Genomic DNA, 22117 nt, shown 5'->3' on the forward strand with positions numbered 1-22117 from the left:
GGGAGATCCGGGTTTGCACATTTATGCGAGAAGGATTGCGGCGGGGCTGGCCGCCATACTGGCGGTGCTCGCCGCATCGGATGCTGCAGCGCGGGCGCTGGACGTCTATCTCGAAGGCGATCCTTCCGGCCCCGCCCCGGCACCAGTTTCGGGCGGATTGCTGCTGATCGGCGGCGGAGACCACAGCGCCGAGGCGATGCGCTGGTTCATCGCCAAGGCGGGACATGGCCATATCGTCATCCTCCGGGCCTCGCAGCATGGCGAGGCGAGCACCGAATTCTACCGCGAACTGGGCGGCGTCCGCTCGGCTGAAACCTTCGTCACGCATTCCCGCTCCGCCAGCCGCGACCCGCATCTGCTGGACGCTTTGCGCAAGGCGGACGGCGTTTTCATCGCGGGCGGCGATCAGGCGCGCTATGTGCGGCGCTGGCGCGGCACGCCGATTGCAGCCGCGCTCGATGCCCACGTCCGCGCGGGCAAACCGCTTGCCGGCACCAGCGCCGGGCTCGCGGTGCTGGGCGAATATCTCTACGGCGCAATGGACGGCCAGAGCCTGACGGCCTCGCAGGCGCTGGCCGACCCTTACGGCAAGGGTACCACGATCGAAACCGGGTTCCTCCATCTCGATCTGCTCAAGGGTGTGATCACCGACAGCCACTTCACCCAGCGCGAGCGGCTCGGCCGGCTGTTTGCGTTTATCGCCAAGGCGCAGGCAAGCCGCCCGGCCGATGCGCCACCGCTGATTGGGCTGGGCATCGATGAAGGCGTGGCGCTCGCGGTGGAACCGGACGGGACCGGGCGGGTCTATCCATCAACCCCCGGCACCGGCGTATGGGCAGTTTACGGCGCAGGAATCGGGCGCGCTGCTGCGCCCGGGGCGCTTGTAGCCACGCGGATCCATGTCACCATCGCCGGGCCGCAATCGGTGGTGCATCTGCCGTCGGGCGCAGTCGGAAATCCGATCGCAGAGAAGGACTACAGCGCAAACGGCGGAGCGATTGCGCCGCTGCCGTGATCCCGCTCAGACGCCAAACAATCGGCGCGCGGCGGCGTCGCACAGCGCGACGCAGCGATCGCGCGGAGTGCGCTGGTCTGAAAGGTAGTATTCGATCCACAGCCCGTCGAGCACCGCTGAAAGCAGCGCAATCGCATCGGCCATCGGCAGCGCTTCCGCCCGCACCGGAAGCGCTGCGACGAGGCGTTCGAGCAGCGCGCGCTGGCGCAAGTTGAAACTGTCAGAAACGGCTGCGAAATCGGCGCGGCTGCGGGCCTGCTGCCAGAACACCATCCACGCGCCGATGATATCGGGCCCGGCCCACTCATCCGAAAAGACCGCAAGGAAGTACCGGTGGAGCGCATCAAGCGGGTCCGCCGCATGGGGCATGGCCGCCGCCTCCAGCTGCGCGAGCATATCCTCGCAGAGCTGTTCATAGGTCTCGAGCAGGAGGTTGTCCGGATTGCGGAAATAGTGCCGCAGCAAGCCATGGCTAACCCCGGCCCTCCGGCAGATTTCGCGTCCCGTGGTCCCCTTGGCACCGAGCTGGGCGAGGCAGCTGACCGTCGCCGCCACAAGATCGGCGCGCCGCACCAGCGGAGAAGCGCGGCGACGGCGAAGGGGTGCCAGCGGTTTCAGGGCCGTGCTCGCCATGGTCAGGCCGCTCGCCGCGCGGAGCGCTGGCCGAGGTAATAGACCAGCGTGCCGCTGCCCAGCAGCACGGCGGTGAGGCCCAGGATCTTGATCACCGCAAGCAGCTTGTTGGGCTCGTCCGTTGCCGGGAAGCCCGCCAGTACCAGCGCGGTGAGCGTGGTGGCAAGCCCGATGCAGGCGAAGACCGTGGACGTCACGCGCCCGCCGGGCAGCCGGGTGACCCCCGCTTCGGCAGGACGGCCCTGCAGGCGGATCACCGCGAGGAAGACCAGCGCGAAAGGCAGGAAGGCAGCGATGATTCCCATGCTCACCAGAACGTCATACGCGCCTTTCACGCCGGTACCAGCCTGGCCGAGTATGCACAGCACTGCGCCAAGCCCGCACTGCACGAGAATGGCGACGTAGGGCGTGCCCCACTTGGGATGGACCTTTGCAAAGACCGGCGGGAGCAGCCGGTCGATCCCCACCGCAAAGGGAATGCGCGCAGCGCACGAAAGGAACCCGCTCGCCGCGCCGAGATTGCCGAGCGTGATGAGCAGCGCCAGCGGCACCACGATCCAGCCCGCCCCCACCTTCTGCGCCGCCACCGCACCCGCCTGGATCAGGCCCTGCAGCGTGTTGACCTCGCCCGCGGGCATCGCCAGCAGCACGGCGAACGTGCCGATGATATAGCATGAGACGATCACCACCCCCGCGATGGGCAACGCGCGCGGGATCGTGCGGCGCGGGTCCTTGATCTCGCCGCTCATGAACGAGGCGGTCTCCGCGCCGGAGAGCGCAAAGGCAATCGCCGCCCACATGATCATGTGCTGGATATCGAAGACCGGCACGAACGATTGCGGCGTGAACTCCGTCGCCGAGCCGAACTGCCACCAGGCCATCCCGCCCAGCACGATCACGATCAGCGCCGGCCCCCACATGCCGACCGCGCCCAGATTGTGCAGCCAGCGCCCGAAGCGCAGGCCAAAGATGTTGATCGCAGTGATGAAGGCCAGCGCGCCCAGCGCAAAGCTCATGAAAAACACTGGACTGCTGCGCAGATGGAGCCAGCTCGTCCCGCCGATGTAGATCGCGTTGCCCGCATCGAAATAGAGCACGCTGGGGAAATAGGGGAGGTTCGAGGTGAAGTAGCTCCACCCCGCCATGAAGCCGACGTATGGCCCGAAGGCCTCGCGCGTCCAAATGTAGAGCCCGCCTTCCTGCGGATAGCGCGAGGAGAGCTCGACGATGGCGAGCACGAACGGCAGGTAGAAGCACAGCAGCGCCCCCACCCAGATCACGATCGAGCTCGGCCCGAAGGCCGCCGCGGTCGCGATCCAGCGCAGGCTGACGCCGGTGACCACGTAGAACATCGCAAGATCGGCAACGCCCATCACTTTCGCCGGATGGGGCGCGCCGCCGGCCATCAGCGCCGGCCCTGCTTCTTGGTATCGCGCAGCACCTGCATCGCCGCGTTATGCCCCGGTGCGCCGGTCACGCCTCCGCCGGGATGCGCGCCGGCCCCGCAGAGGTAGAGCCCCTCGACCGGCGTGCGATACTGCGACCAGCGCGGCACCGGGCGCATCGAGAACAGCGCGCCGGGGTGCAGGTCGCCATGGAAGATATTGCCTTCGGTCAGGCCGTAGATCCGCTCCAGATCCAGCGGGGTCAGCATCACGCGGCCGAGGATCAGCTCACGCAGGTTCGGCATGTGGCGGCTGATCTGGCTGATGATCGATTCCGCCAGCGCCTCGCGCTTTTCGTCCCACGTGCCCTCGCGCAGGTTGTAGGGCACGTACTGGATGAAGCAGGTCAGCATATGATGCCCCGGCGGGCAGAGGCTGTCGTCAACGAGGCTGGGGATCACGCAATCGATCCACAGCTCCTCAGGCACATCGCCGAAACGGGCGATATCGGCGCAGCGCTGCGCGCCCTCCAGCGTGGGCGCGATGGTGAGGAGTGCGCGCTCCAGCGGCGTCGCATCCGGGCTGCGGCCGATCACCGTGGGCTCGCCCGAAAGCGCGATGTTGAGCTTCGCCGCCGGGCCGCCCATCTTGATCGCGGCAATATCGCGGCGGAAATCATCCGGCAGATCGGCCTTGGCGAGCAGCGCAAGGAACGTGCGCTTGGGATCGGCGTTGGACAGCACGACCTTCCCGCGCACCTGCCGCCCGTCGAGCAGGGTCACGCCGGTTGCCCGCCCGGCGAACACGTCGATGCTGCCGACCGGCGCACTCGTTTCGATCACCGCGCCAAAGCCGCGCGCGGCGGCTGCAATCGCGCCCGAAACCGCGCCCATGCCGCCCATGACATGGCCGTTGAAACCCTGCACCGCATGGTCCCCGCCCGCCAGCAGATGGAACAAGAGGCCCACTGCCGAACCTGGTTCATAGGGTCCGCCGTGTTTGCCATAGACGTTGTTGGCCAGGATCATGCGCTTGGCGGCATCGGATTCGAAGTGCCGATCAAGGAACTCGCCAAGGCTGCCGGTGAGGAACTGCACCATCTCGCCGATCTCGGTGCCCTTGATGCGGCGGAAGCGGCGGATCATCCGCAGCCCTTCGCGCAGGCGGTCGAGCCCGCGCGCGGCAAGGTCTGGCGGGGATTCGAGGAAGAAGGGCTGGAGATAGGCGGCAAGCGCCTTGAGCTTGCGGTCGACTTCGAGGAAGGCCTCCGCATCACGCGCGGAAAAGCGGGCGATTTCCTGCGCGGTCCGCTCCGGATCCGCCCACCAGCGGATGATTTCACCTTCACCCAGTGGCACCGTCAGGATCGGATCGCAGGCCACCATGCGCAGGCCGTGGCGGCCGAGATCGAGGTCGCGGATCACCGTCGGCATCAGCATCGAGGCGATGTAGGACGTGAACGAAACCCGGTGGCCGGGGATGACCTCCTCGGTCACGCAGGCACCGCCGATGATGGACCGTGCCTCCAGCACCAGCACCGAACGCCCCGCCTTGGCCAGGTAGGCCGCCGCGGTCAGCCCATTGTGCCCCGCGCCGACAATGATCGCATCCCAGACCTTGCCCGTCACATCCATGGCCGCGCTGCTCATCCCCCTCGCTTTCTGGCTGGATGAGTGCCGCAATGGTGCTTATAAGGCAAGCGTCTAATAAGCGATGCGGAGCAAGCGGCGATGAACGTTCAGCAAGGCAATGGCGGAATGGAGCAGTCGCTCGAAAGCACCGCCTACCTCACCGCCGAGGCCTTCGCGCGCGACAAGGCGGCGATCTTCCACCGCCAGTGGTTCTGCGCAGGCCGCGAGGAAGACATGCCCGGCCCCGGCGATCACCAGGTGCTCGATGTAGCGGGCGAAAGCGTGATCGTGGTGCGCGGCAAGCAGGGGGCGCTCCATGCGCACTACAACGTCTGCCGCCACCGCGGCGGGCGGATGTGCGACGCAGTCAGCGATGCGCGCTGGGGCGTCACGCTCGATGCCGGGGTTGTCGGCAAGACGATGATCCGCTGCCCGTACCACGGCTGGTCCTATGCGCTGGATGGCCACCTGCTGGCAGCACCGCAGCTGCAGGACGCGCCGGGTTTCGACAAGAGCCAGTTCGGCCTGCATCCGGTGGCGGTCGAGACCTGGGGCGGGTTCGTTTTCCTCAACCTCTCGCCCGAAACCGCGCCCGATTTCGCGGCGCTGGCCGAACCGGCGCGCCGCCTCGCCAACTATCCGCTTGCCGATCTGCGCACCGCGCAGACGATCCGCTACGAGGTGCGCGCCAACTGGAAGCTGATCCTCGAAAACTACAACGAATGCTATCATTGCCCCGGCGTCCACCCGGAGCTCACGGCGATCGTGCCCGCGTTCAAGGTGCGGGGCGGGATCGATCTCGATTGGGAAGCCGGCATCCCGCACCGCGAGGGCGCTTACACCTACACGATGACAGGCACGACCAGCCGCGCCCCCTTCCCCGGCCTTTCCGAGGAAGAAAAGGTGCGCCACAAGGGCGAGCTGATCTATCCCAACCTCATGTTCAGCGTCAGCTGCGATCACGCCGCCGCCTTCCTGCTGTGGCCCTTGGCGGCAGATCGCACCCTGATCGAATGCCGCTTCCTGTTCCACCCCGACGAGATGGCCAAGGCGGATTTCGACCCTGCGGACGCGGTGGACTTCTGGGACCTCGTCAATCGGCAGGACTGGGCGGTGTGCGAACGCGTCCAGTCCGGAATCGCGGCGCGCGTTCACACGCACGGCTACTACGCGCCGATCGAGGACCTCAGCCTCGATATCCGGCGCTACATCGAACGCTGCGGCGAACCCTGAGCGCGCGGGCGCTCAGCTCGCCGCCATCCACCGCTCGCGCTTGCGATAGAGCGTCGAAGGGCTGACGCCGAGCGCCTTGGCCGCCGAGGGCAGGCTGCCGCCTGCATTGTCAATCGCCGCCTCGATGGCGATGCGCTCCAGCTCGTCGAGCGTGAGCCCTTTCACTGCATTGACCACGGCCAGCACATCGGTCGCACGATCGATCTCGACTGGTGAGCGCGCGCCGACTGGTGCAGGCTGCTGGGCTGCGGCAGGCGGCGCGGTGACCTGGCTGGAGAGCGGAAAGGCCGAGGCCGGCAGATCGGGGCCCATGTGGAGCACCGCTGCACGGCGCATCACGTTCTGCAGTTCGCGCACGTTACCTGGCCACCGGTACTGTTCCAGCGCGGCAAGCTGGGCAGCGGCGAGCGGGTTGAAGGTCTTGCCTTCCTCACGCGCAAAACGCTGGAGAAACCCTTCGGCAAGTTCGCGGACATCGCCGACGCGCTCGCGCAGGGGCGGCATATGCAGCGGCACCACGGCGAGGCGGTAGAACAGGTCTTCGCGAAACCGCCCTTCCGCCACTTCGCGCTCCGGATCGCGGTTGGTCGCGCAGACGATGCGGACGTCGACTTCCTCGATACGGTTGGAGCCGACGCGCTGGATCGAGCCGGTCTGCAGGAAGCGGAGCAGCTTGACCTGCAACGGCAGCGGCATCTCGCAGATTTCGTCGAGGAACAGCGTCCCCTTGTGCGCCGCCTGCGCCGCGCCAACGCGGTCGCTCACCGCCCCGGTGAACGAGCCCTTGAGGTGACCGAATATCTCCGATTCCAGCAAGTTCTCAGGGATAGCGCCGCAGTTCAGCGCAATGAAAGGGCCGCCGGCCCGTCCGCTCGCACCGTGGATGGCTTCGGCACAGACTTCCTTGCCGGTCCCGCTCTCACCGGTGATGAACACCGTGGCACGGCTTGAGGCAACGCATTCGATCTGGCGGTAGACTTCCTGCATCAGCGGCGAATTGCCGATGAACGTGCCGGGTTTGGCTTTCTTCGCCTTCTGCGGGGCACCGGTGGGCGCAATGCGGCTGGCGGATTTGCCAAGTTCGATCGCGCTTGCCAGCACCGCAAGCAGCCGGGCACCGGCAATCGGCTTTACGAGGAAATCGAACGCCCCGATCCGCATCGCCTCGATCGCGCGCGAGAGCGAACCGTCGGCCGTGACGACGATCACCGGATAGGTCTCGCAGATGCCCGGATTGGCGCGCAGCCATTCCAGCCCGTCCGCATCGGGCAGCTGGAGATCCAGCAGGATGGCGCCGAAGTCCGGCGTTTCAGCAAGCGCCGCGAGCGCCGCCGCAGCGGAATGCGCCACGAACGGCTGGTGCCCCGCCTTTTCGATCTGGGCTGCGTAGGCCATTGCCAGAGAGGCAAGGTCCTCGACGATCAGAATTTTCTCGCGCGCCATACGCTGATCCACTTCATGCTGCCGCTTGCATTATGCAAACGCAGTGCTTTCCAATTCGCAACCGTTCGCCTGATCAGCGGCTGCCGGAGCAGCAGGTGCTGATAAAGCGATCGGCGTGTCCCTTTGCGAAAGTGCGGCAAGCTCGCGCGATCGTCGCATGGGCCCGCACTGACGAATGATCCGTGCTCCGCAGGAAGCGTGCCAAGCCCGGAAACATTTGTATTTCGGCCGCTTCGCATACCGCGATTCGCGTTTCGCAACGGCATGTCTTCGCAAAATGCATACGCAATTCTACGCATATTGCAATGATCCGATCTCGCCTGGACCCCGGTCATCTCGCGTTTCGCGCAGTTTTGCGTAGGTTCTCATGCAGAATGCGAAGCTGGCACGCGCCTTGCTGTCTCCTAAAGCACATCAGGAGATGACCATGAATTCCCGAACCACCCTCAGCATGCTGCTGTGCACTGCGCTTCTCGGCGGATGCGCGACGATGCCGACTCCGGCCAACCTGCCCGGCGCACGGTTCCAGCGCGAACAGCAGCTGGAAAACCAGCCGCTTGCCACCTGCGCCGTGCCGGGCGCGCCGGGCGTCATCGCCCACCTCGTGCATGTCGATGCCAATGTCTTTTCCGGAAGCCCCGATCTCGTCGGCCCAGGTGACCGCTTGAAGCTTGCCGTCGCCGGTGATGCTGAAACGCTGACCGGCAGCTATGTCGTGGCTGCAAACGGCCGCCTCACCATCCCGTTTCTGGGTGAGATCGTGGCAGCCGGCCGCCCGGTGAGCGCGGTGGAACGCGAAGTCCGCCAGCGCCTGATCGCCGGCGCGCTTGTCCGCGACGTGGCCGGCGGCGTGAAGCTGGCTCAGGTCGAAGCCGCCGGGGTGCAGGTCTCGGTCGAAGGTGCGGTGTTCGAACCCGGCCTCGTCCGCGCCGGCGAACGCGCCGCAGACGCGCGCGCGACGACGGTCGACCATCCGGCTGGGGGTGATTTCAATTCGGGCCGTTCGCTTTCGGCCGCACTGCGCGCTGCGGGCGGCATCCGCCCCGATGCCGCAGCACAGGCCGTCTATCTCGTGCGCGGCGATAGCTACGCGGTGATCGACGTGACCCCGGCCTTCACCGGCGGTGTCCCGGCCGATCCGCAGCTCGCCGCCGGGGACCGCATCATCGTGCCGTCCGCAGGCTGCTTCCAGGCCGATTACGTCCGACCCAGCAGTGTGACCGCCCCGGGCGTGCGTGTCTATCTCTCCAACCTCTCGCGTCCGGCCAGCAGCAACTCGGCTTCGGCGATCAACAGGGATTCGACGAGCTTCCCCTATGGCACGCGCATGTTGCAAGGCCTCGTTTCCGCCAACTGCGTCGGCGGCTCGGCGATGAACGCGGGCCGCAAGGCCGTGCTCATCTCGCGCAATCCGGTCACCGGGCGCTCGGTGGTGATCGCGCGTTCGGTGGAAGGCCTCGTGCGTAGTTCGGATCGCGACGATCTCAACCCCATGCTCATGCCCGGCGATGCCATCGCTTGCTACGACAGCGACGCGATGACCTTCGTCGACGCAGTGGGCGTGGTCGGCAACCTGCTCGGGCCTGCCGTGCTGGTCAACGGTCTCAAGAAATGAGCCAGAAGCACATCCGCATGCTGGACCGCCGCCGCGAATGGCTGCGCCGGGTCCTTCTCCCCCACCTCCCCGCCGTGGGCCGCTACCAGCGCTATGTCCGGAGCATTGCCCCGGTGCTGGGCGTGATCTGGTTCGCCACTGCGGCCTATCTGCTGATCGTGCCGCGCAGCTATACCAGCGAGTTCAGCCTGATCGTGCCGGGTTCCGGCGTGGGCAGTTCGCTCAACGTGGAATCGATCGGGCAAGCCCAGTCCTCGTCCAGCTCCGCCTTCTCGAGCTCGACCCTGAGCCCGACCGAAAACTACAAGCAGCTGCTTTCGGCGGACATCACCCAGCGGGCAGCCGCCAAGCTGACCGGCGAGGACGGCGATCTCTTTCCCGATCCGGTCATCAAGCTCGTCGACCAGACCAATCTCATCCACGTCAGCATCACCGGCCGCACCGCACAGCAGGCCAAGGCCCGCGCGGATGCGCTGCAGAACGCCTTTCTCGCCCGGCTCGACATGCTGCGCGCCGACGAGGCGACCAAGCGCGAGGAATCCGACGTCAAGCGCCTCGTCGAGCTCTCGAACAAGGTGCAGACCGCGCAGCGCAAGCTGATCTCCTTCCAGGCGAGCCATGGCCTTGCCACGCTGGAGCAGTTCAACGCACGCATCACTGCGGTCGATGCCCTCCACGACAAGGAACGCGACGTGCGCATGCAACTGCGCCAGTATGCCGGGACCGCCGGGCGGCTTTCGGGCAGCCTTGGCAGCAACCCGCATGCCGCCGATATCGCCATGCGGCTGCGCGGCGATCCGGTGTTCCAGCAGCTCGCCGATCGCTACGCCACCAGCAATGCCCAGGCGAGCGAGAAGTCGGCCACGCTGGGTGAACGCCATGTCGAGATGGCCAAGGCGAACGGTGAGCGCGATGCCCTGCGCGCGGCACTTGTGATGCGCGGACGGCAATTGACCGGCCTTTCGGAAGGCGCGATCATGGCCGGCATCGACATGCAGGTGGCGGACGGACGGTCCAACCTGATGCAGGCAATGACTGTCAACGATGCGCAGGCCGCCGGCGCCGGTGCGGCCCTGGCCGAAATCCGGGGCGATCTCGCCCGCGCGCAAGCCCAATCGCCCGCGCTGATCGAGCAGGCGTCCGAGCTTGCGGACCTCCAGCGCGATCACCACGTCGCCGAGGCGGTGTTCTCCTCCGCCCTTGCCCGCATCGATACCAACAAGCAGGACCCGTTCGCATCCTATCCGCTGGTCCAGACGCTGGCCTCGCCATCGCTGCCCACGCGCCCCTCGAGCCCGTCTCTGGTGATAGCTCTCGCCGGTGCCCTAGCGGCAAGCATCCTGACACTGCTAGCATTCGCGCTGGCATGGCTGCGGCAACCCCTCCTCGAGCGCATGTTGCGGAAAGGCTGATCACCGGCACGATCGGCGCGACCTGGATCCTGTGGATCACGGGCGGCCTCTACTTTGCAGGGCCAGTGCTCGGTTGGGCGCTGGCCCTGCTTGCTGTGCGGGCCTGGTACTATGCCCCTGCCCTGCCCGCGGCTGAACGCCCCGGCCAGTTGCCGCCAGCGATCTGGGCATGGCTGATCGGCATGGCAGCTATGCTGGTGATCCTCTTCATCGGGCACACCCAGTTCCACCTCGGCACCGGGCAGACGATCAAGTCGGCCGTCGGCTGGGCAAAGGGCTGGGCCTTGCTGGCGCTGTTTCCGCTCGCCGGGTTTGCGCTGCCGATCCGCGTGGAGGCGCTTTCGCGTGCGGTCTGCCGGCTCAGCCTGCAGACGCTGATCCTCCTGCCACTGTTCCTTGCTGCGCCCTTTGTCGGCCTGCCACAAAAGCTCTGGGTCTCCCCGCTCGCTGTGCTGGGCGGATCGGGCAACGAGTACTTCGCCGCCATCCTCTACACCATCGAACCCGGTGTCGGCACTGCACGCTGGCAATTCTTCGCGCCGTGGTCGCCCGCCGCCGGCATGGTCGCGGTCATCCATTTCCTGCTGGCGCGGATGGAGCCCGATGCGAAATGGCGCTGGACGGGCTATGCCGCCTCGTTGCTCGTCGCCCTGCTGTCGCAAAGCCGCCTCGCGCTGATTGCGCTGGCGGTGATCGTCCCGCTGGCATGGCTGGCGGGCAAAGTGCGGCAGCCGGTGCTGTGGTTCTGCGCCGCCGGGCTGGTGCTGATGGGATCATGGTTCTCCCCCCAACTGCGCGCACTGGTCGATCAGATGACGAGCGATTTCTCAAGCGCACGCGCCGATTCCTCGCGCGTGCGGGCGGCGCTTGGCCGGATCGCGGTGCAGCGCTGGCAATCGGAAGCCTATTGGTTCGGCCACGGCATCGTCGAGCGCGGCCCGCACATGGTCGAATACATGCCGATCGGCAGCCACCACACATGGTTCGGCCTGCTCTTCGTCAAAGGGCTGGCGGGCGCTATCGCCCTGGCCGTGCCGATGGTCTGGACCCTCGCCGCCACGTTTCGCGCCGCGATGGACAGCAAGGTCGGCCAGCTCGGCTTCGCCATGGCGCTGACCTACTGGCTCTACAGCTTCGGCGAAAACCTCGAGGTGCTCACCTACATCGCCTGGCCCGCGCTGCTCGCCATCGGCGTCGCGCTCAGGCCGTCACCGGAACTCCGATCGGCCGCGCCTGACGCGGCACCAGCCGCCGGATAAGCCGCGCCCATTCGCGCTGCCGGTCCAGCCCGCAATCCTGCGCAGAGCGCCGCGCCGCGCGCGCCATCACGCCAAGGCGCTGGTTGTCGAGCGTGGCAAAGGCGCGCGCAAGGGCATCGGGATTGGTGAAATCGATCACGAGGCCCGCACTGCCCACCTGTTCCGGCAAGCCATCTACCGGCGCGACAAGAATCGGACGCCCCGCCTCGCGCGCCTCGCAGGCGACCTGGCCATAGGCTTCCCAGCGTGAGGGTACGGCGACGAGATCACAGCCGCGCAGGAATCCGGCGACATCATCGATCTTGCCGGCAAAGCGGATATCGGGCGAGTTACCAGCAAGTTGGCGCAGTTCGTCTTCCATCGGACCGAACCCGCCGATGACAAGCTCCGTGCCCGGCAGCGCCCCGGCACGGTGCGCGCCGATCAGGTTCTCAAGGCCCTTCTGCTCGTGGAACCGGCCATAGGCACCGATCACGAGCGGGCGTTCGCACGAGAAATCAGGCAGCGGCAGCGTGCAAAGCCCGGGATTCTCGGCATGGGGATAGATGACATCGACCTTGTGCCAGGGCAGCTGTGCCACTTCGCGCAGCCAGTCCGCCTGCCCGCAGGAGACGCAGACCACCTGATCCACCAGCCGCAGCGCGATGCGCAGCATGAGGCGGAAGCGGCCCTTCTGCTCGACCTTCAGCGCTTCCCACGCGCGGGTATAGCTGTGCTCCACGTGCATGATCCGCGCCTGCGGATTGCGGACCCGCAGCGAGAGCAAGAAGGCGATGCGGCGCCAGTTGGGCGGGAAATGCACCACGATGATATCGGCATCGAGCCGGGGCGCGATCAGCGCATCGGGGCGCACCGCCACCACGCTGCAATCGGCCGCGTCGGCCACGATCTGCGAGGAAAAGATGCCGAGCCCGCGCGAAACGCCGCCGAAGGCGAAATCGTCGAGCAGGTTGACGAGCCGGGGCTTGTGATGGTGCCTGTTCATGCCACCAGCCTCCCGCCGACGGCCATCGCGGCCAGCCGGGCAAAGCGATCGGGGCCGATTATCCGCCCGGCCAGCGCAGCCACCACGGTCACCAAGGTCTTGACCGGCTCCTCAAGCAGCGGGCGGCGATTGCTCGCCATCGCCTCGCGCAGCAGCGCCAGGGCCATGCCGGGATCGCCCAATTGGACAGCGCGGCGCGCCAGATAGCGCAGCTGATAGGCGCGGGCGCGGCTGACGTGCGTGCCGGCAAATTCGGCCGCATAGCCGGTGAGGCGCGCGACAACCTGTTCCCAGCTCTGATATTGGCGCACGACCTGCGACGAGAGGCCCCCGCCATTGACGCGGTATTCGGTAAGCGCGGGCTCGATCCCGGCGAAGCGGACCCCGCCCGCGACCGAAAGGCGCAGCCACATCTCGATGTCTTCCGACTGGCGCAGGCTTTCATCGAAGTAGCACACCCGCGCCGGTTCCTCCGGATGGGGGAACGCAACGGTTTCCAGCGCCGCGCGGCGGATCACCGGGGCCGAGCCATTGCCCACCGGATTGCGGCAGAAGATATCCGCCGCCTCGATGCCATCGAGCTTCGGCGTCTGCACAAGACGCATCGGGCGGCCATCGCGATCGATGAACCGCGAGGGCGAGAAGCTCACGCCGATCTCGGGATTGTGGTCGAGATGGATCACGTGCAGCGCCAGCTTCTCGGGCAGCCAGCGATCATCGGAATCGAGCAGCGCGATATAGGCGCCGCGCGCTTCGAGAATGCCGCTGTTGCGCGCGCCGGCAAGGCCTCGGTTGGCCTGGACGACGATGCGCAGGCGCGGATCTTCGTAAGCGCGCACGATCTCCATGCTGCGATCGCTGCCACCATCGTCAACGACGATGAGTTCGAAATCGGTGAAGGTCTGCGCGAGCACGGAATCAATCGCCTCGGCCACATAGGCTTCGACATTGTAGACCGGCATGACGACGGAAACGGTCGGGTTCATGAGATTATCCTCGGGAGAAAGGTGTTCAGGCAAAGACATGGCGGCGCATCGCGCGCGGCAGAATGGGCGCGGCAAATGAGCCCGCGAGCGTGCCGAGGCCGCGGCGGCGATCGGCAAGAAAGGCGCGGGGCTCCGTGCGCAGGCCCGCAAGCGCATAGGACAGCGCCTTGACCGGCGACCCGCCCGACCGCAGCGTGCGGCGCGCAAGATAGCGCAGATAGAGCGCTTCGAGCGCCGCCAGCGCCGGGCCATCGAGATGCCGACGCGCCAGCAGCTGCCAGCCAGCCTTCATCCGGTCGAAATCCATCGAAAGGCCATCCGGGCTGAACCGGTAGCCCACGAGCACGGCATTGATCGCCTCGATCCGGCTCCCGCGTGAGAGCAGCCGCGCGACGAATTCCTGATCCTCGGCGTGCGACAGGCCGGTATCGAGCCCGCCCGCAGCGATGAACGCATCGCGCCGCACGACAAGGTTCGACATCGTGCAGACCGGATTTTCGCCCAGCACCTCGATCAGGCGCAGCGGACCCCTGCCGACCGAAGACAACGTGCGGCACGCATCGAGCGTGGCGGCGTGCTGCGGCAGAAAGCCGATCCGCGCATAGCTCGCCGCAAGCTTCGCATCGCTGCGGTGGCGCGCGACGTGCGCAGCAAGCTTGTCCGCCGCCCAGAGATCGTCGGCATCGATGAAGGCAATCAGCTCGCCTCGCGCCAGTTCGACACCGAGATTGCGGGCGCTCGAAACACCGCCGTTCGGGCGCGAGACGAGGTGAATGCGCGGGTCGACTTCGGCCAGCGGCATCAGCCGGGTGAGCGTATCATCGGTCGAGCCATCGTTGACGATGACGAGCTCGAACGCGGTGAAGGTCTGCGCCAGCACCGAGGCGATGGTCGCGCTGATCGTGGCAGCGGCGTTGTAGACCGGCATGACAACGGTAACGTGCGGGGTGTTTCCTTGGGCGCTCATGCGGGCTGCTCCGTGGCGGGGATGGCGGGCAAAGTCCGGCGCAGGGCCGGTGCGAGTGTGATGGCGGCGGAAATGGCCGCGGCAAGCAGCGTGCCGGTGACCAGCCCGATCACCGCAGCAGTCAGGCTGCCGGTGCGGGCGCCGATGTAGAGCCCGCCCAGCGCGAGAGTGAGGCCAAGTAGGCTGCGCCCGGCATCGCTGCCCACGCGGCCTTCGGCGCGCAGCCAGTTGGCAGTGAGAACCGAGGCCAGCTGGGCAACGCCGGCAAGGCACAGGATCGCGATCAGCGGAGCCGCAAAGGCCCAATGCGCGCCGAACACGAGCGGCACATAGATCGGAGCGAGCAGCGCCTGGGCCGCAACCAGCGGCACAAACAGGGCGACACCGCCGATCAGCACGCTCCGCAGCACGGCGAGGCGGCGCGGACCCGATGGCGCCGCGCAAAGCATCGGGAACGAGACCGTCCCGAATGCGCCGACCAGCGAAGAGACGATGCCCAGCCCGGCGTTGTAGGCAAAGTAGTAGGTGCCAAGCGCGGAGCTGCCCATGGTGGCGACGATCACCAGATTGTCGCCCTGCTGGCGCAGCGCGGTCAGGCCCTCGGCAACCAGCACGCCGCCGCCGAAGCGGACCATGCCGCGCCAGCAGGCGTGACCGGCGTGGGCGTCGTGCTGCCAGGGACGGTTGCGGCGGGTCATCACCAGCCAGACCGGCGCGGTGATGAGCTTGGGCAGGACCACCGACCACGGGCTCGGCCATGCCAGCAGCAGCACGGCGGTCAGCACGTGGTCCGCGATCGCCTGGCTTGCTGCGGTGCGGGCTAGCGCGGCATTGCGGCCCTCGCGCATGGCAAGGTAGCACTGGACGAGGCCGGCCGGCATCACCGGATAGACCAGCGCCAGCACCGCCAGCATGGCCGCCGGTCCGGCCGCGCCGAAGCCGAGCCAGAGGACTGCGGCGACTGCCGTCTGGACCGTGACGAGCACGAGCGCCCAGCCCCAGAACAGGCGGCGCGCGGTGTTGCAGACCGCCGCCAGTTCGCCGTCCGCCGCCGCGATGATGCGCTGGCCGATGCCGATCCCGCTCAGCACGCGGATCAGCTCGAACAGGGTCAAGGCCAGCGCCGCTTCACCGACAATGGCAGGCGCGAGCTGCCGAGCAATAACCACGGTGGTTACAACGCGGACAACCCGGTTGGCAAGCTCGGCACCGCCGTAGGCGCCGAAGCCGCGCATGAGCGGCCCTGTCAGCGCGGCGCGGAGCCGGGATAGAGACTGATCAACCTGTTGTGGCACGATACCGCCTTGTGCAAATGCGAAAGTTGCACTGGTATCTTCAAGGCTCGTGCCGTTATTCTATATCACTGTTTTTATTTGTTTTATATAGATTCAATCGAAACAAATTCGCAAAATGGCGATGCAAAATGCAACGATCTCCTTCCAACCGTGCCGTATTGCAATTTTGAGACAATGAGCCTGCCCCCCGCAATCGGCAGCAAGCGCAGATTTCCGCGCCTTGAACCGACTTGGCACAGCATCTGCACCAGCGGCCTCCAATCCCACTGGAGGCATTCATGCTCAAGCGTTTCGATATCATGCAGGACGGTTTCGCGCCTGCCCGGCCGGCTCCGGCCCCCTTGTCCGTCCGTCCCGGCGATGCGCCCGCATCGCGCCTGTTCGGCCTCGATCTTGTCAACGGCTCGCTTTCCGGCGCAGCCAATGCAATCGTTGCCATGGCGGAAGGGCGCGCGCCCATCACGGTCCAGTTCATCAATGCCCACTGCATCAACATGCTGAACCTCGACGCCGACTACCGCGCCGCGCTCGCCAAGGCAGACTATCTGCTCCCCGATGGCAGCGGCATGGCCATCGCCGCGCGCCTCGCCGGTGAGCCAATGGGCGAAAATCTCAATGGCACCGATCTTTTCCCGGAAGTGTGCCGCCGTGCCGCGCAGCGCCGGCAGTCGATCTTCCTGCTGGGCGGCAAGCCCGGCATCGCGGCGGCGGCGGCGGGCACGATGGTCTCTGCCCATCCCGGCCTGCGCATTGCCGGCACGCGCGACGGGTACTGGTCCGCTGCCGAGGAGGACCGCGTGATTGCCGAGATCAACGCCTCGGGCGCGGCGATCCTCATGGTCGGCCTTGGCGTGCCGCTGCAGGAAAAGTGGATTGCCAGGGTGCGCAGCCGCCTCACCGCGCGCGTGGTCATGGGGGTCGGCGGCCTGTTCGATTACTACTCCGGCGCCGTGCCGCGCGCGCCGCTCGCCTTGCGCAAGCTGGGCTGCGAATGGGCTTGGCGCCTGATGCAGGAACCGCGCCGCCTTTTCATGCGCTATGTCGTTGGCAACCCGCTGTTTCTGATCGCCGCCGCAACCCACGCCTGGCAGGCGCGCGGACATGCCGAGGCTTTGTCCGAACGGCTCAAGCGCGGCTTTGATCTTGCCGCCGTCTTCGCCGCGCTGGTCCTGTTCCTCCCGCTCTTCGCGATCATCGCGCTCGCCATCACGTGTGAGGACGGCGGGCCGGTGTTCTTCCGCCAGACCCGCATCGGCAAGCGGGGTCTGCCGTTCCGCATGTGGAAGTTCCGCTCCATGGTCGTCGATGCGGAGGCGCGCCTTGCCGGGCTCGCCGCGCAATCCGATCGCGACGACACCTGCTTCAAGATGCGCCGCGATCCGCGCGTGACCCGCGTCGGCGCGCTGCTGCGCCGCCTCTCGCTCGACGAGTTGCCGCAGCTGCTCAATGTCGTCTCGGGCGAGATGTCGCTGGTCGGTCCGCGCCCGGGCCTGCCGCGCGAAGTGCTTGCGCTGGCGCCCCATCAGCGCGAGCGACTGGCGGGCCGCCCCGGCCTCACCTGCACCTGGCAGGTTTCCGGCCGGGCGGAGATCCCGTTCGAGCAGCAGGTGCGGCTCGATATCGAGTACCTGCGGACGCGTTCGTTCCTGAAGGACATCGTGCTGATCCTGCGCACGGTGCCTGCAGTGCTGACCGCGCGGGGGGCCTATTGAAGCCGGGCGACCGCCGCGCGCAGAGCCGCAAGGCTCGCCTCGCGGCAGTCGCGCAGGTCTGCTAGCGCTGCCGCGGTGGCAAGATCGCCGGCGCAACGCTCAAACAGCAAGGTCATGCCGAAGTTGCCGCAAATGCCTTTCAGCGAATGACGCGCCCGGCTTTGCTCGGTGGCATCACCGTCCTGCCACGCCTGCACCAGCCGCTCGGTCCACTCCGTGGCATCGGCGGCGGCGGCATCGAGCAGCAGTTCGCAGGTATCGGGGTCCATCCCCCCGAACAGCCCATCCACCGCTTGCGGATCGACCAGATCCGCGCCCGCTTCAGACAACATCGCAAGAAACTCCGTAAAAGCGGCGCGCTCAGCGGCAGACCGATTTGATGGCGCGGTAAAGCTCGTCGAGGACGATCGGCTTCTTGACGACGCCGATCGCGCCGGCTGTCATCATCGGCGCGAGTTCCGCCCGCCCCGAATAGGCGGTGAGCGCGATGATCGGCGTGCGGCTGACCGCGCCCGGGATTGCCTTGATCCGGCGCGTGGCCTCCGGTCCATCAAGCACCGGCATGCTCATGTCCATCAGGACAACATCGAACTCCCCGCGCCGAACCGCCTCAACCGCTTCCTCGCCGTTGGTGACAAGCTCGACATCGCAGCCAAGCTTGCCCAACATGCCGCGGGCCACGATGCGGTTCGTTTCGACGTCTTCCGCCACCAGCACGCGTAGCCGCCCGCCATCGAAGCGGCGCAGGCGCTTTTCCTCTTTCTGCTTGGCCGCCGTCGGCCCATCGACCTCGACAAAGGGCAGCTCCACCCAGAAGCAGGAGCCAACGCCGCCGGGCCCGACCTCCACGCCGATACTGCCGCCCATCAGCTCGACGATGCGGCGGCAGATCGCCAGGCCAAGGCCCGATCCGCCCGCCTGCACGTCGGCGGTGTGCAGCTGTCCGAAATCCACGAAGATTTCCGCACGTCGTTCGGGCGGAATGCCGATGCCGGTATCGATCACCTCAAAGCGGAAGCGGTCATCGGCAACCGGACCAACCAGCACGCGGATCCCGCCGCGCCGGGTATATTTGACGGCATTGCTGACGAGATTGTCGATGATCTGGCGCAGGCGGTAACGGTCCGCCACGATCCATTCCACCATCGGCCTGGCATAGCCAAATGCCGCGCGCTCCAGTTCGAGCGTGAGGCCCTTGTGGCGCGCCGCGCGCGCCCAGAAGCCGATGGACGTGCCAAGGAACGTCCCAACTTCGAGCGGAAAGGCTGCGAGCGTCAACTTCCCGGATTCGGCCTGCTCCAGATCGATGATGTCATCCAGCAGCATCCGCAGCTGATCGCCGCTGGCCCGCATCAGCCGCAGCATTTCATGCTGGCTTTCGCTGAGGCCGGCATCGTCGAACAGTTCGAGCATGCCGATCACGCCGTTCATCGGCGTGCGGATGTCGTGGCTCATCATTGCAAGAAACCGGGTTTTGGCGGCATTCGCCCGCTCGGCCACTTCCCGCGCGGCCCGCAGTTCGACCGCGAGCTGCTCCAGCTCGCGCATGCGGCGCTGGTCGCGCTGGCGCAAGGCTTCGGATTCGTTGGCCGCCTCGATCTCACGCGTGATGTCCTGCACCGTGATGAACACCAGCGCGCGGCCGAGGTCCTCGTCGATCGAGGTTTCGGCAAGCGCCCGGATCATGCGATTGGCTTCGCCGTCACTCTGGCCGGCGATGCGAAACTCCAGCATCCGGTCGCAGTCGGCCAGATGCGTGCAGCTCCCGCAAGCCTCGGTGCTGCAAACCTGGCTCACGCCGTCCTGGTGATTGAAAACGCCGCTCCGCTTGAGCTCCAGCGCGCGGCTCGTCAGCCGCTTGGACCACTCGAACACCTTCTGGCGTTCTTCCGGGACCACCCGATCGAGCATCGGGTGCGGGCTGTCCACGCTCATCGCGCCGTCGATCTCGGCAAGGCCGGGGAGGCCAAGCAGGGCCTGGCAGTAGGGCGAAAGCTCGCCCTTGAAGGCCTCGGCATCCCAGATCATCGTGCCGAAGCCCGCCACGCGCTGCGCTTCGAGCAACTGGCGCATGCGCTGGCCCAGTTCGATGCGCAGGCGCTCGCGCTTGGCCTTCAGCTGCTCGTTGGCTTGCGCAAGGACCCGGCTCTTGATCTCAAGCAGCGCCTCGGCCTGCGCACGTGCGGACTCCGAACGCGCAAGGCGGCGGCGCATCAGCGCCAGTTCCGCTGCGAGTTCTTCCGCCGTCATTGCCGCTGCCGCATCCATGCCCATCACTACCCGTTGCGGACCGCTTTCTAGTGGTCTCCGGTTAATACCCTACTTGCGCTGCAGGATGAAGCGCGCCGCATGTGGCCCCGGCGTTTGCTCATCCCGCAGGATGACAAGGTCATCACCGAAGTGATCGATGTAGCCCCGGATCAGGCCATGCGCGACTTCGGCGAACGGGCGGTGCGAGGCGTAGCTGACGAGCAGGTCCTGCCCATCCACCTCGGCAATCACGCGCGGTGTCAGCGCATCGGGGTAGAGCTTGGTCACTTCCTTCTGGTGGATCCCGTCGATCGCCTTGAGAAAGCTGATCGCATCGGAGTAGCCGACGAAGAACTGGGGATATAGCGCGGCAAACCGCGACGAGAGCCAGTAGCCATAGGCATCGGCCAGAACATCGACCGGCCGGCCGGTGATCTCGACCAGCTGGCCGATCATGGCGAGAGCCTGAACGTGGGGATAGTTGCCGACGCTGGTATAGCTCCCTTCACCCGGAAGCTCCGCCTGTACGATCATCCGATCAGCAATGGCCGGGGAATAGGTCTCCTCCACCCAATGGATGAGCTCGGAGAATATAACGCCCTTCATGTGGTTACCCCGGAGTGAATGCCGATCACCGGGTATGAAGCAAGCAACGTGCCATGGGCTCAAACGCCCTGCCACACAGGCAATCGAGCCTGCTCATTCCAAAGCTTCTTTGCAATTTGCACGGACAATCATTGCATTTTGCAATGATGCGGTTGCAAATTGCAATGCGACAGGTCAGGCCGGAATGTGCGAAATCGTAAACCGCGCGGACTTGCCGCTGGTATCCAGATCCTCGCGCGCAATCGTATGGTGATTGCCGAAGTGCGCCACGAACCCCTCGATCAACCCGTGCGCCAGCGGCGCGAAAGGGCGGTGCGAGGCATAATCAAGCTGCATCCCGCCTGCGATTAGGCTCGAATGGACCTGCGGCGGCTGCGCTTCGGGATAGAGCCGCGTCACTTCCTCGTGGATGTGCGGCCCCACGCCCGCCAGCAGGCTTTCCGCATCGGGATAGACGCCAACCAGTTCCGGATAGAGCGTCACAAACCGCCCGGCGAGCCAGTATCCATAAACGCGGGCCAGATCGCCAAGCGGTTCGCCGGTCAGTTCGGCCAGCGCACCGAAAAGCGCCAGCGCCTCGCCATGCGGATAGTTCCCGACCGAGGTGTAGGCGCCGTCGTTCGGAACGCCCGATTGCACGATCATCTGATCGACCATTGCCGGTGAATAGGCATCTTCCGCCCAGGCCAGCATCTCGGAAAAAACCAGTCCCTTCATGCCGCGCAGATCGCATGCCAAGTGTTACGTGACAAGATGTCCGCTGGAATTGTTACGGTTAACGCAGATTGGCATGATTTATGCTGATTGCCAGGAGTGACGTTGAAGCGTTGCCAGACCGCCCCCGCCCACCATGCCGCCGCCGGGCGAAACCGCTACGAAGACAGGACATAACACACATGGACGAGACCATTTCACGCGTCATGGCCCTGCTGCTGGGCCGCGCGCCCGGCTTTGATGCCATCATGCTGACGGTATCGGCCAGTAACCTCCTCAAAGGCGCGGCGCTGATTGCGGCGGCCAGCTGCCTCTGGATTGCCCCCGCCGGAGGGGCGACACCGGGCAACCGCATCGGCCTTGCCGCCGATCGGGCGATCCTGGCCTCCGCGATGCTGGCAAGCTGCGTGGGCGAAGTCATCGCGCTGGCGCTCGCCAAGCTCATGCCCTTCCGCCTGCGCCCCTACCTGCAGGAAGACCTCGCCATGCATGTTCCGCAAGGATTGCGCGATCTAGCGCCGAGGATGATGGAACAGAGCTCCTTTCCCAGCGATCACGCGGTCCTGTTCTTCGCGATGGCCACCGGGCTCTGGCTGGTGAACCGCCGCGCCGGGTGGTTGGCCTATGCCTACGTCGCCACTGTCATTGCCCTGCCGCGGCTCTACCTCGGCCTGCACTTCGCATCGGACATCCTCGTCGGCGGCATGATCGGCGTGACGGTGGTGCTCGTCGGCGTCCGCCTGATGGCCGACAGCGCGCCGATGCGCTGGCTTGCGGCCCAGACATTCGAGCGGCCGGTGCTGGTCAATCCGGTGCTGATGCTGATCACCTTCCAGATTGCGACCATGCTCAGCGACATGCGGGACTTTGCCGACCTGGCGGGGCATCTGACCGGACTGGACGACGACAGGCCCCAGATCACGGCCTTGAACACGGCGGCATCCGGCACAGCGCACTCGCTGTAGGGAACCGCGCG

General features: G+C 66.3%; 19 protein-coding genes. 7 read left to right on the forward strand and 12 right to left on the reverse strand.

Annotated features, from left to right (window positions below; all coding sequences use genetic code 11):
• Positions 1 to 13 precede the first annotated feature (13 nt).
• Positions 14 to 1015, forward strand: coding sequence for a cyanophycinase (locus ACO06X_RS02815; protein WP_421838488.1), 1002 nt, complete (start codon positions 14 to 16; stop codon positions 1013 to 1015).
• 6 nt (positions 1016 to 1021) lie between these two features.
• Here the strand turns inward: ACO06X_RS02815 and ACO06X_RS02820 are convergent, their stop codons facing one another.
• Genes ACO06X_RS02820 through ACO06X_RS02830 form a run of 3 tightly spaced genes read right to left on the reverse strand, consistent with a single transcriptional unit; the run spans position 1022 to position 4682 of the window.
• Positions 1022 to 1648, reverse strand: a complete 627-nt coding sequence (locus ACO06X_RS02820) for a TetR/AcrR family transcriptional regulator (protein WP_421838489.1) — start codon at positions 1646 to 1648, stop codon at positions 1022 to 1024.
• Between the two features lie 2 nt (positions 1649 to 1650).
• A complete protein-coding gene (locus ACO06X_RS02825) occupies positions 1651 to 3054 on the reverse strand; it encodes an APC family permease (RefSeq protein WP_421838490.1) in 1404 nt (467 codons plus the stop codon).
• Complete coding sequence (locus tag ACO06X_RS02830; protein ID WP_421838491.1) at positions 3054 to 4682, reverse strand: phytoene desaturase family protein; 1629 nt, start codon at positions 4680 to 4682, stop codon at positions 3054 to 3056. The genes ACO06X_RS02825 and ACO06X_RS02830 overlap by 1 nt, the downstream gene beginning before the upstream one ends.
• 81 nt (positions 4683 to 4763) lie before the next feature.
• Here ACO06X_RS02830 and ACO06X_RS02835 point away from each other — a divergent pair, with 81 nt between their 5' ends.
• Positions 4764 to 5897 carry an aromatic ring-hydroxylating oxygenase subunit alpha gene (locus ACO06X_RS02835; RefSeq protein WP_421838492.1) on the forward strand — a complete coding sequence of 378 codons (1134 nt, stop codon included), beginning with the start codon at positions 4764 to 4766 and terminating at the stop codon, positions 5895 to 5897.
• A 12-nt stretch (positions 5898 to 5909) separates the two neighbouring features.
• On the opposite strand, the gene ACO06X_RS02840 is transcribed toward ACO06X_RS02835, so the two are convergent.
• Positions 5910 to 7340 (reverse strand): sigma-54-dependent transcriptional regulator, encoded by a 1431-nt coding sequence (locus tag ACO06X_RS02840; protein ID WP_421838493.1) that lies wholly within the window; start codon positions 7338 to 7340, stop codon positions 5910 to 5912.
• A 427-nt stretch (positions 7341 to 7767) separates the two neighbouring features.
• On the opposite strand from ACO06X_RS02840, the gene ACO06X_RS02845 reads away from it, so the two are divergent.
• Genes ACO06X_RS02845 through ACO06X_RS02855 form a run of 3 tightly spaced genes read left to right on the forward strand, consistent with a single transcriptional unit; the run spans position 7768 to position 11626 of the window.
• The gene (locus ACO06X_RS02845; protein ID WP_421838494.1) at positions 7768 to 8955 is read left to right on the forward strand and encodes a polysaccharide biosynthesis/export family protein; all 1188 of its coding nucleotides are present in this window, start codon (positions 7768 to 7770) and stop codon (positions 8953 to 8955) included.
• Positions 8952 to 10367, forward strand: a complete 1416-nt coding sequence (locus ACO06X_RS02850; protein WP_421838495.1) for a GumC family protein — start codon at positions 8952 to 8954, stop codon at positions 10365 to 10367. Before ACO06X_RS02845 ends, ACO06X_RS02850 begins: the two co-directional genes overlap by 4 nt.
• Positions 10322 to 11626 (forward strand): O-antigen ligase domain-containing protein, encoded by a 1305-nt coding sequence (locus tag ACO06X_RS02855; protein WP_421838496.1) that lies wholly within the window; start codon positions 10322 to 10324, stop codon positions 11624 to 11626. Before ACO06X_RS02850 ends, ACO06X_RS02855 begins: the two co-directional genes overlap by 46 nt.
• Here the strand turns inward: ACO06X_RS02855 and ACO06X_RS02860 are convergent.
• The 4 genes from ACO06X_RS02860 to ACO06X_RS02875 are packed head-to-tail and all read right to left on the reverse strand — an operon-like array spanning position 11568 to position 15859.
• Positions 11568 to 12611, reverse strand: a complete 1044-nt coding sequence (locus tag ACO06X_RS02860) for a glycosyltransferase family 4 protein (protein ID WP_421838497.1) — start codon at positions 12609 to 12611, stop codon at positions 11568 to 11570. The genes ACO06X_RS02855 and ACO06X_RS02860 overlap by 59 nt on opposite strands.
• Positions 12608 to 13636, reverse strand: coding sequence for a glycosyltransferase family 2 protein (locus ACO06X_RS02865; protein ID WP_421838498.1), 1029 nt, complete (start codon positions 13634 to 13636; stop codon positions 12608 to 12610). The genes ACO06X_RS02860 and ACO06X_RS02865 overlap by 4 nt, the downstream gene beginning before the upstream one ends.
• The gene (locus tag ACO06X_RS02870; RefSeq protein WP_421838499.1) at positions 13623 to 14564 is read right to left on the reverse strand and encodes a glycosyltransferase family 2 protein; all 942 of its coding nucleotides are present in this window, start codon (positions 14562 to 14564) and stop codon (positions 13623 to 13625) included. Before ACO06X_RS02870 ends, ACO06X_RS02865 begins: the two co-directional genes overlap by 14 nt.
• Positions 14561 to 15859: an oligosaccharide flippase family protein gene (locus ACO06X_RS02875; RefSeq protein ID WP_421838500.1), complete on the reverse strand. Its 1299-nt coding sequence runs from the start codon at positions 15857 to 15859 to the stop codon at positions 14561 to 14563. The genes ACO06X_RS02870 and ACO06X_RS02875 overlap by 4 nt, the downstream gene beginning before the upstream one ends.
• A gap of 278 nt (positions 15860 to 16137) precedes the next feature.
• Between ACO06X_RS02875 and ACO06X_RS02880 the strand changes: the two genes are divergently transcribed.
• Positions 16138 to 17571 carry a WecB/TagA/CpsF family glycosyltransferase gene (locus ACO06X_RS02880; RefSeq protein ID WP_421838501.1) on the forward strand — a complete coding sequence of 478 codons (1434 nt, stop codon included), beginning with the start codon at positions 16138 to 16140 and terminating at the stop codon, positions 17569 to 17571.
• On the opposite strand, the gene ACO06X_RS02885 is transcribed toward ACO06X_RS02880, so the two are convergent.
• From ACO06X_RS02885 to ACO06X_RS02900, 4 genes are all read right to left on the reverse strand, one after another.
• Positions 17565 to 17903, reverse strand: coding sequence for a hypothetical protein (locus tag ACO06X_RS02885; RefSeq protein WP_421838502.1), 339 nt, complete (start codon positions 17901 to 17903; stop codon positions 17565 to 17567). The two genes, ACO06X_RS02880 and ACO06X_RS02885, sit on opposite strands and share 7 nt — an antisense overlap.
• Before the next feature lie 28 nt (positions 17904 to 17931).
• Positions 17932 to 19839 carry an ATP-binding protein gene (locus ACO06X_RS02890; RefSeq protein ID WP_421838503.1) on the reverse strand — a complete coding sequence of 636 codons (1908 nt, stop codon included), beginning with the start codon at positions 19837 to 19839 and terminating at the stop codon, positions 17932 to 17934.
• Positions 19840 to 19890: 51 nt separating this feature from the next.
• Complete coding sequence (locus ACO06X_RS02895) at positions 19891 to 20427, reverse strand: heme NO-binding domain-containing protein (protein WP_421838504.1); 537 nt, start codon at positions 20425 to 20427, stop codon at positions 19891 to 19893.
• Between the two features lie 174 nt (positions 20428 to 20601).
• Entirely contained in the window at positions 20602 to 21144 is a 543-nt protein-coding gene (locus tag ACO06X_RS02900; protein WP_421838505.1) for a heme NO-binding domain-containing protein, read from the reverse strand.
• A 179-nt stretch (positions 21145 to 21323) separates the two neighbouring features.
• On the opposite strand from ACO06X_RS02900, the gene ACO06X_RS02905 reads away from it, so the two are divergent.
• Entirely contained in the window at positions 21324 to 22106 is a 783-nt protein-coding gene (locus tag ACO06X_RS02905) for a phosphatase PAP2 family protein (RefSeq protein WP_421838506.1), read from the forward strand.
• The last annotated feature ends 11 nt before the right edge of the window (positions 22107 to 22117 follow it).

Source organism: Novosphingobium sp., assembly GCF_965229225.1.
In the GTDB taxonomy this organism is placed as follows: Bacteria; Pseudomonadota; Alphaproteobacteria; order Sphingomonadales; family Sphingomonadaceae; genus Novosphingobium.

Excerpts from the sequence above, each read along its gene's own strand:
- ACO06X_RS02820 (WP_421838489.1), bottom strand. The coding sequence starts at position 1,648 with ATGGCGAGCACGGCCCTGAAACCGCTGGCACCCCTTCGCCGTCGCCGC.
- ACO06X_RS02825 (WP_421838490.1), bottom strand. The coding sequence starts at position 3,054 with ATGGCCGGCGGCGCGCCCCATCCGGCGAAAGTGATGGGCGTTGCCGAT.
- ACO06X_RS02830 (WP_421838491.1), bottom strand. The coding sequence starts at position 4,682 with ATGAGCAGCGCGGCCATGGATGTGACGGGCAAGGTCTGGGATGCGATC.
- ACO06X_RS02835 (WP_421838492.1), top strand. The coding sequence starts at position 4,764 with ATGAACGTTCAGCAAGGCAATGGCGGAATGGAGCAGTCGCTCGAAAGC.
- ACO06X_RS02840 (WP_421838493.1), bottom strand. The coding sequence starts at position 7,340 with ATGGCGCGCGAGAAAATTCTGATCGTCGAGGACCTTGCCTCTCTGGCA.
- ACO06X_RS02845 (WP_421838494.1), top strand. The coding sequence starts at position 7,768 with ATGAATTCCCGAACCACCCTCAGCATGCTGCTGTGCACTGCGCTTCTC.
- ACO06X_RS02850 (WP_421838495.1), top strand. The coding sequence starts at position 8,952 with ATGAGCCAGAAGCACATCCGCATGCTGGACCGCCGCCGCGAATGGCTG.
- ACO06X_RS02855 (WP_421838496.1), top strand. The coding sequence starts at position 10,322 with ATGGCTGCGGCAACCCCTCCTCGAGCGCATGTTGCGGAAAGGCTGATC.
- ACO06X_RS02860 (WP_421838497.1), bottom strand. The coding sequence starts at position 12,611 with ATGAACAGGCACCATCACAAGCCCCGGCTCGTCAACCTGCTCGACGAT.
- ACO06X_RS02865 (WP_421838498.1), bottom strand. The coding sequence starts at position 13,636 with ATGTCTTTGCCTGAACACCTTTCTCCCGAGGATAATCTCATGAACCCG.
- ACO06X_RS02870 (WP_421838499.1), bottom strand. The coding sequence starts at position 14,564 with ATGAGCGCCCAAGGAAACACCCCGCACGTTACCGTTGTCATGCCGGTC.
- ACO06X_RS02880 (WP_421838501.1), top strand. The coding sequence starts at position 16,138 with ATGCTCAAGCGTTTCGATATCATGCAGGACGGTTTCGCGCCTGCCCGG.
- ACO06X_RS02885 (WP_421838502.1), bottom strand. The coding sequence starts at position 17,903 with ATGTTGTCTGAAGCGGGCGCGGATCTGGTCGATCCGCAAGCGGTGGAT.
- ACO06X_RS02890 (WP_421838503.1), bottom strand. The coding sequence starts at position 19,839 with ATGGATGCGGCAGCGGCAATGACGGCGGAAGAACTCGCAGCGGAACTG.
- ACO06X_RS02895 (WP_421838504.1), bottom strand. The coding sequence starts at position 20,427 with ATGAAGGGCGTTATATTCTCCGAGCTCATCCATTGGGTGGAGGAGACC.
- ACO06X_RS02900 (WP_421838505.1), bottom strand. The coding sequence starts at position 21,144 with ATGAAGGGACTGGTTTTTTCCGAGATGCTGGCCTGGGCGGAAGATGCC.
- ACO06X_RS02905 (WP_421838506.1), top strand. The coding sequence starts at position 21,324 with ATGGACGAGACCATTTCACGCGTCATGGCCCTGCTGCTGGGCCGCGCG.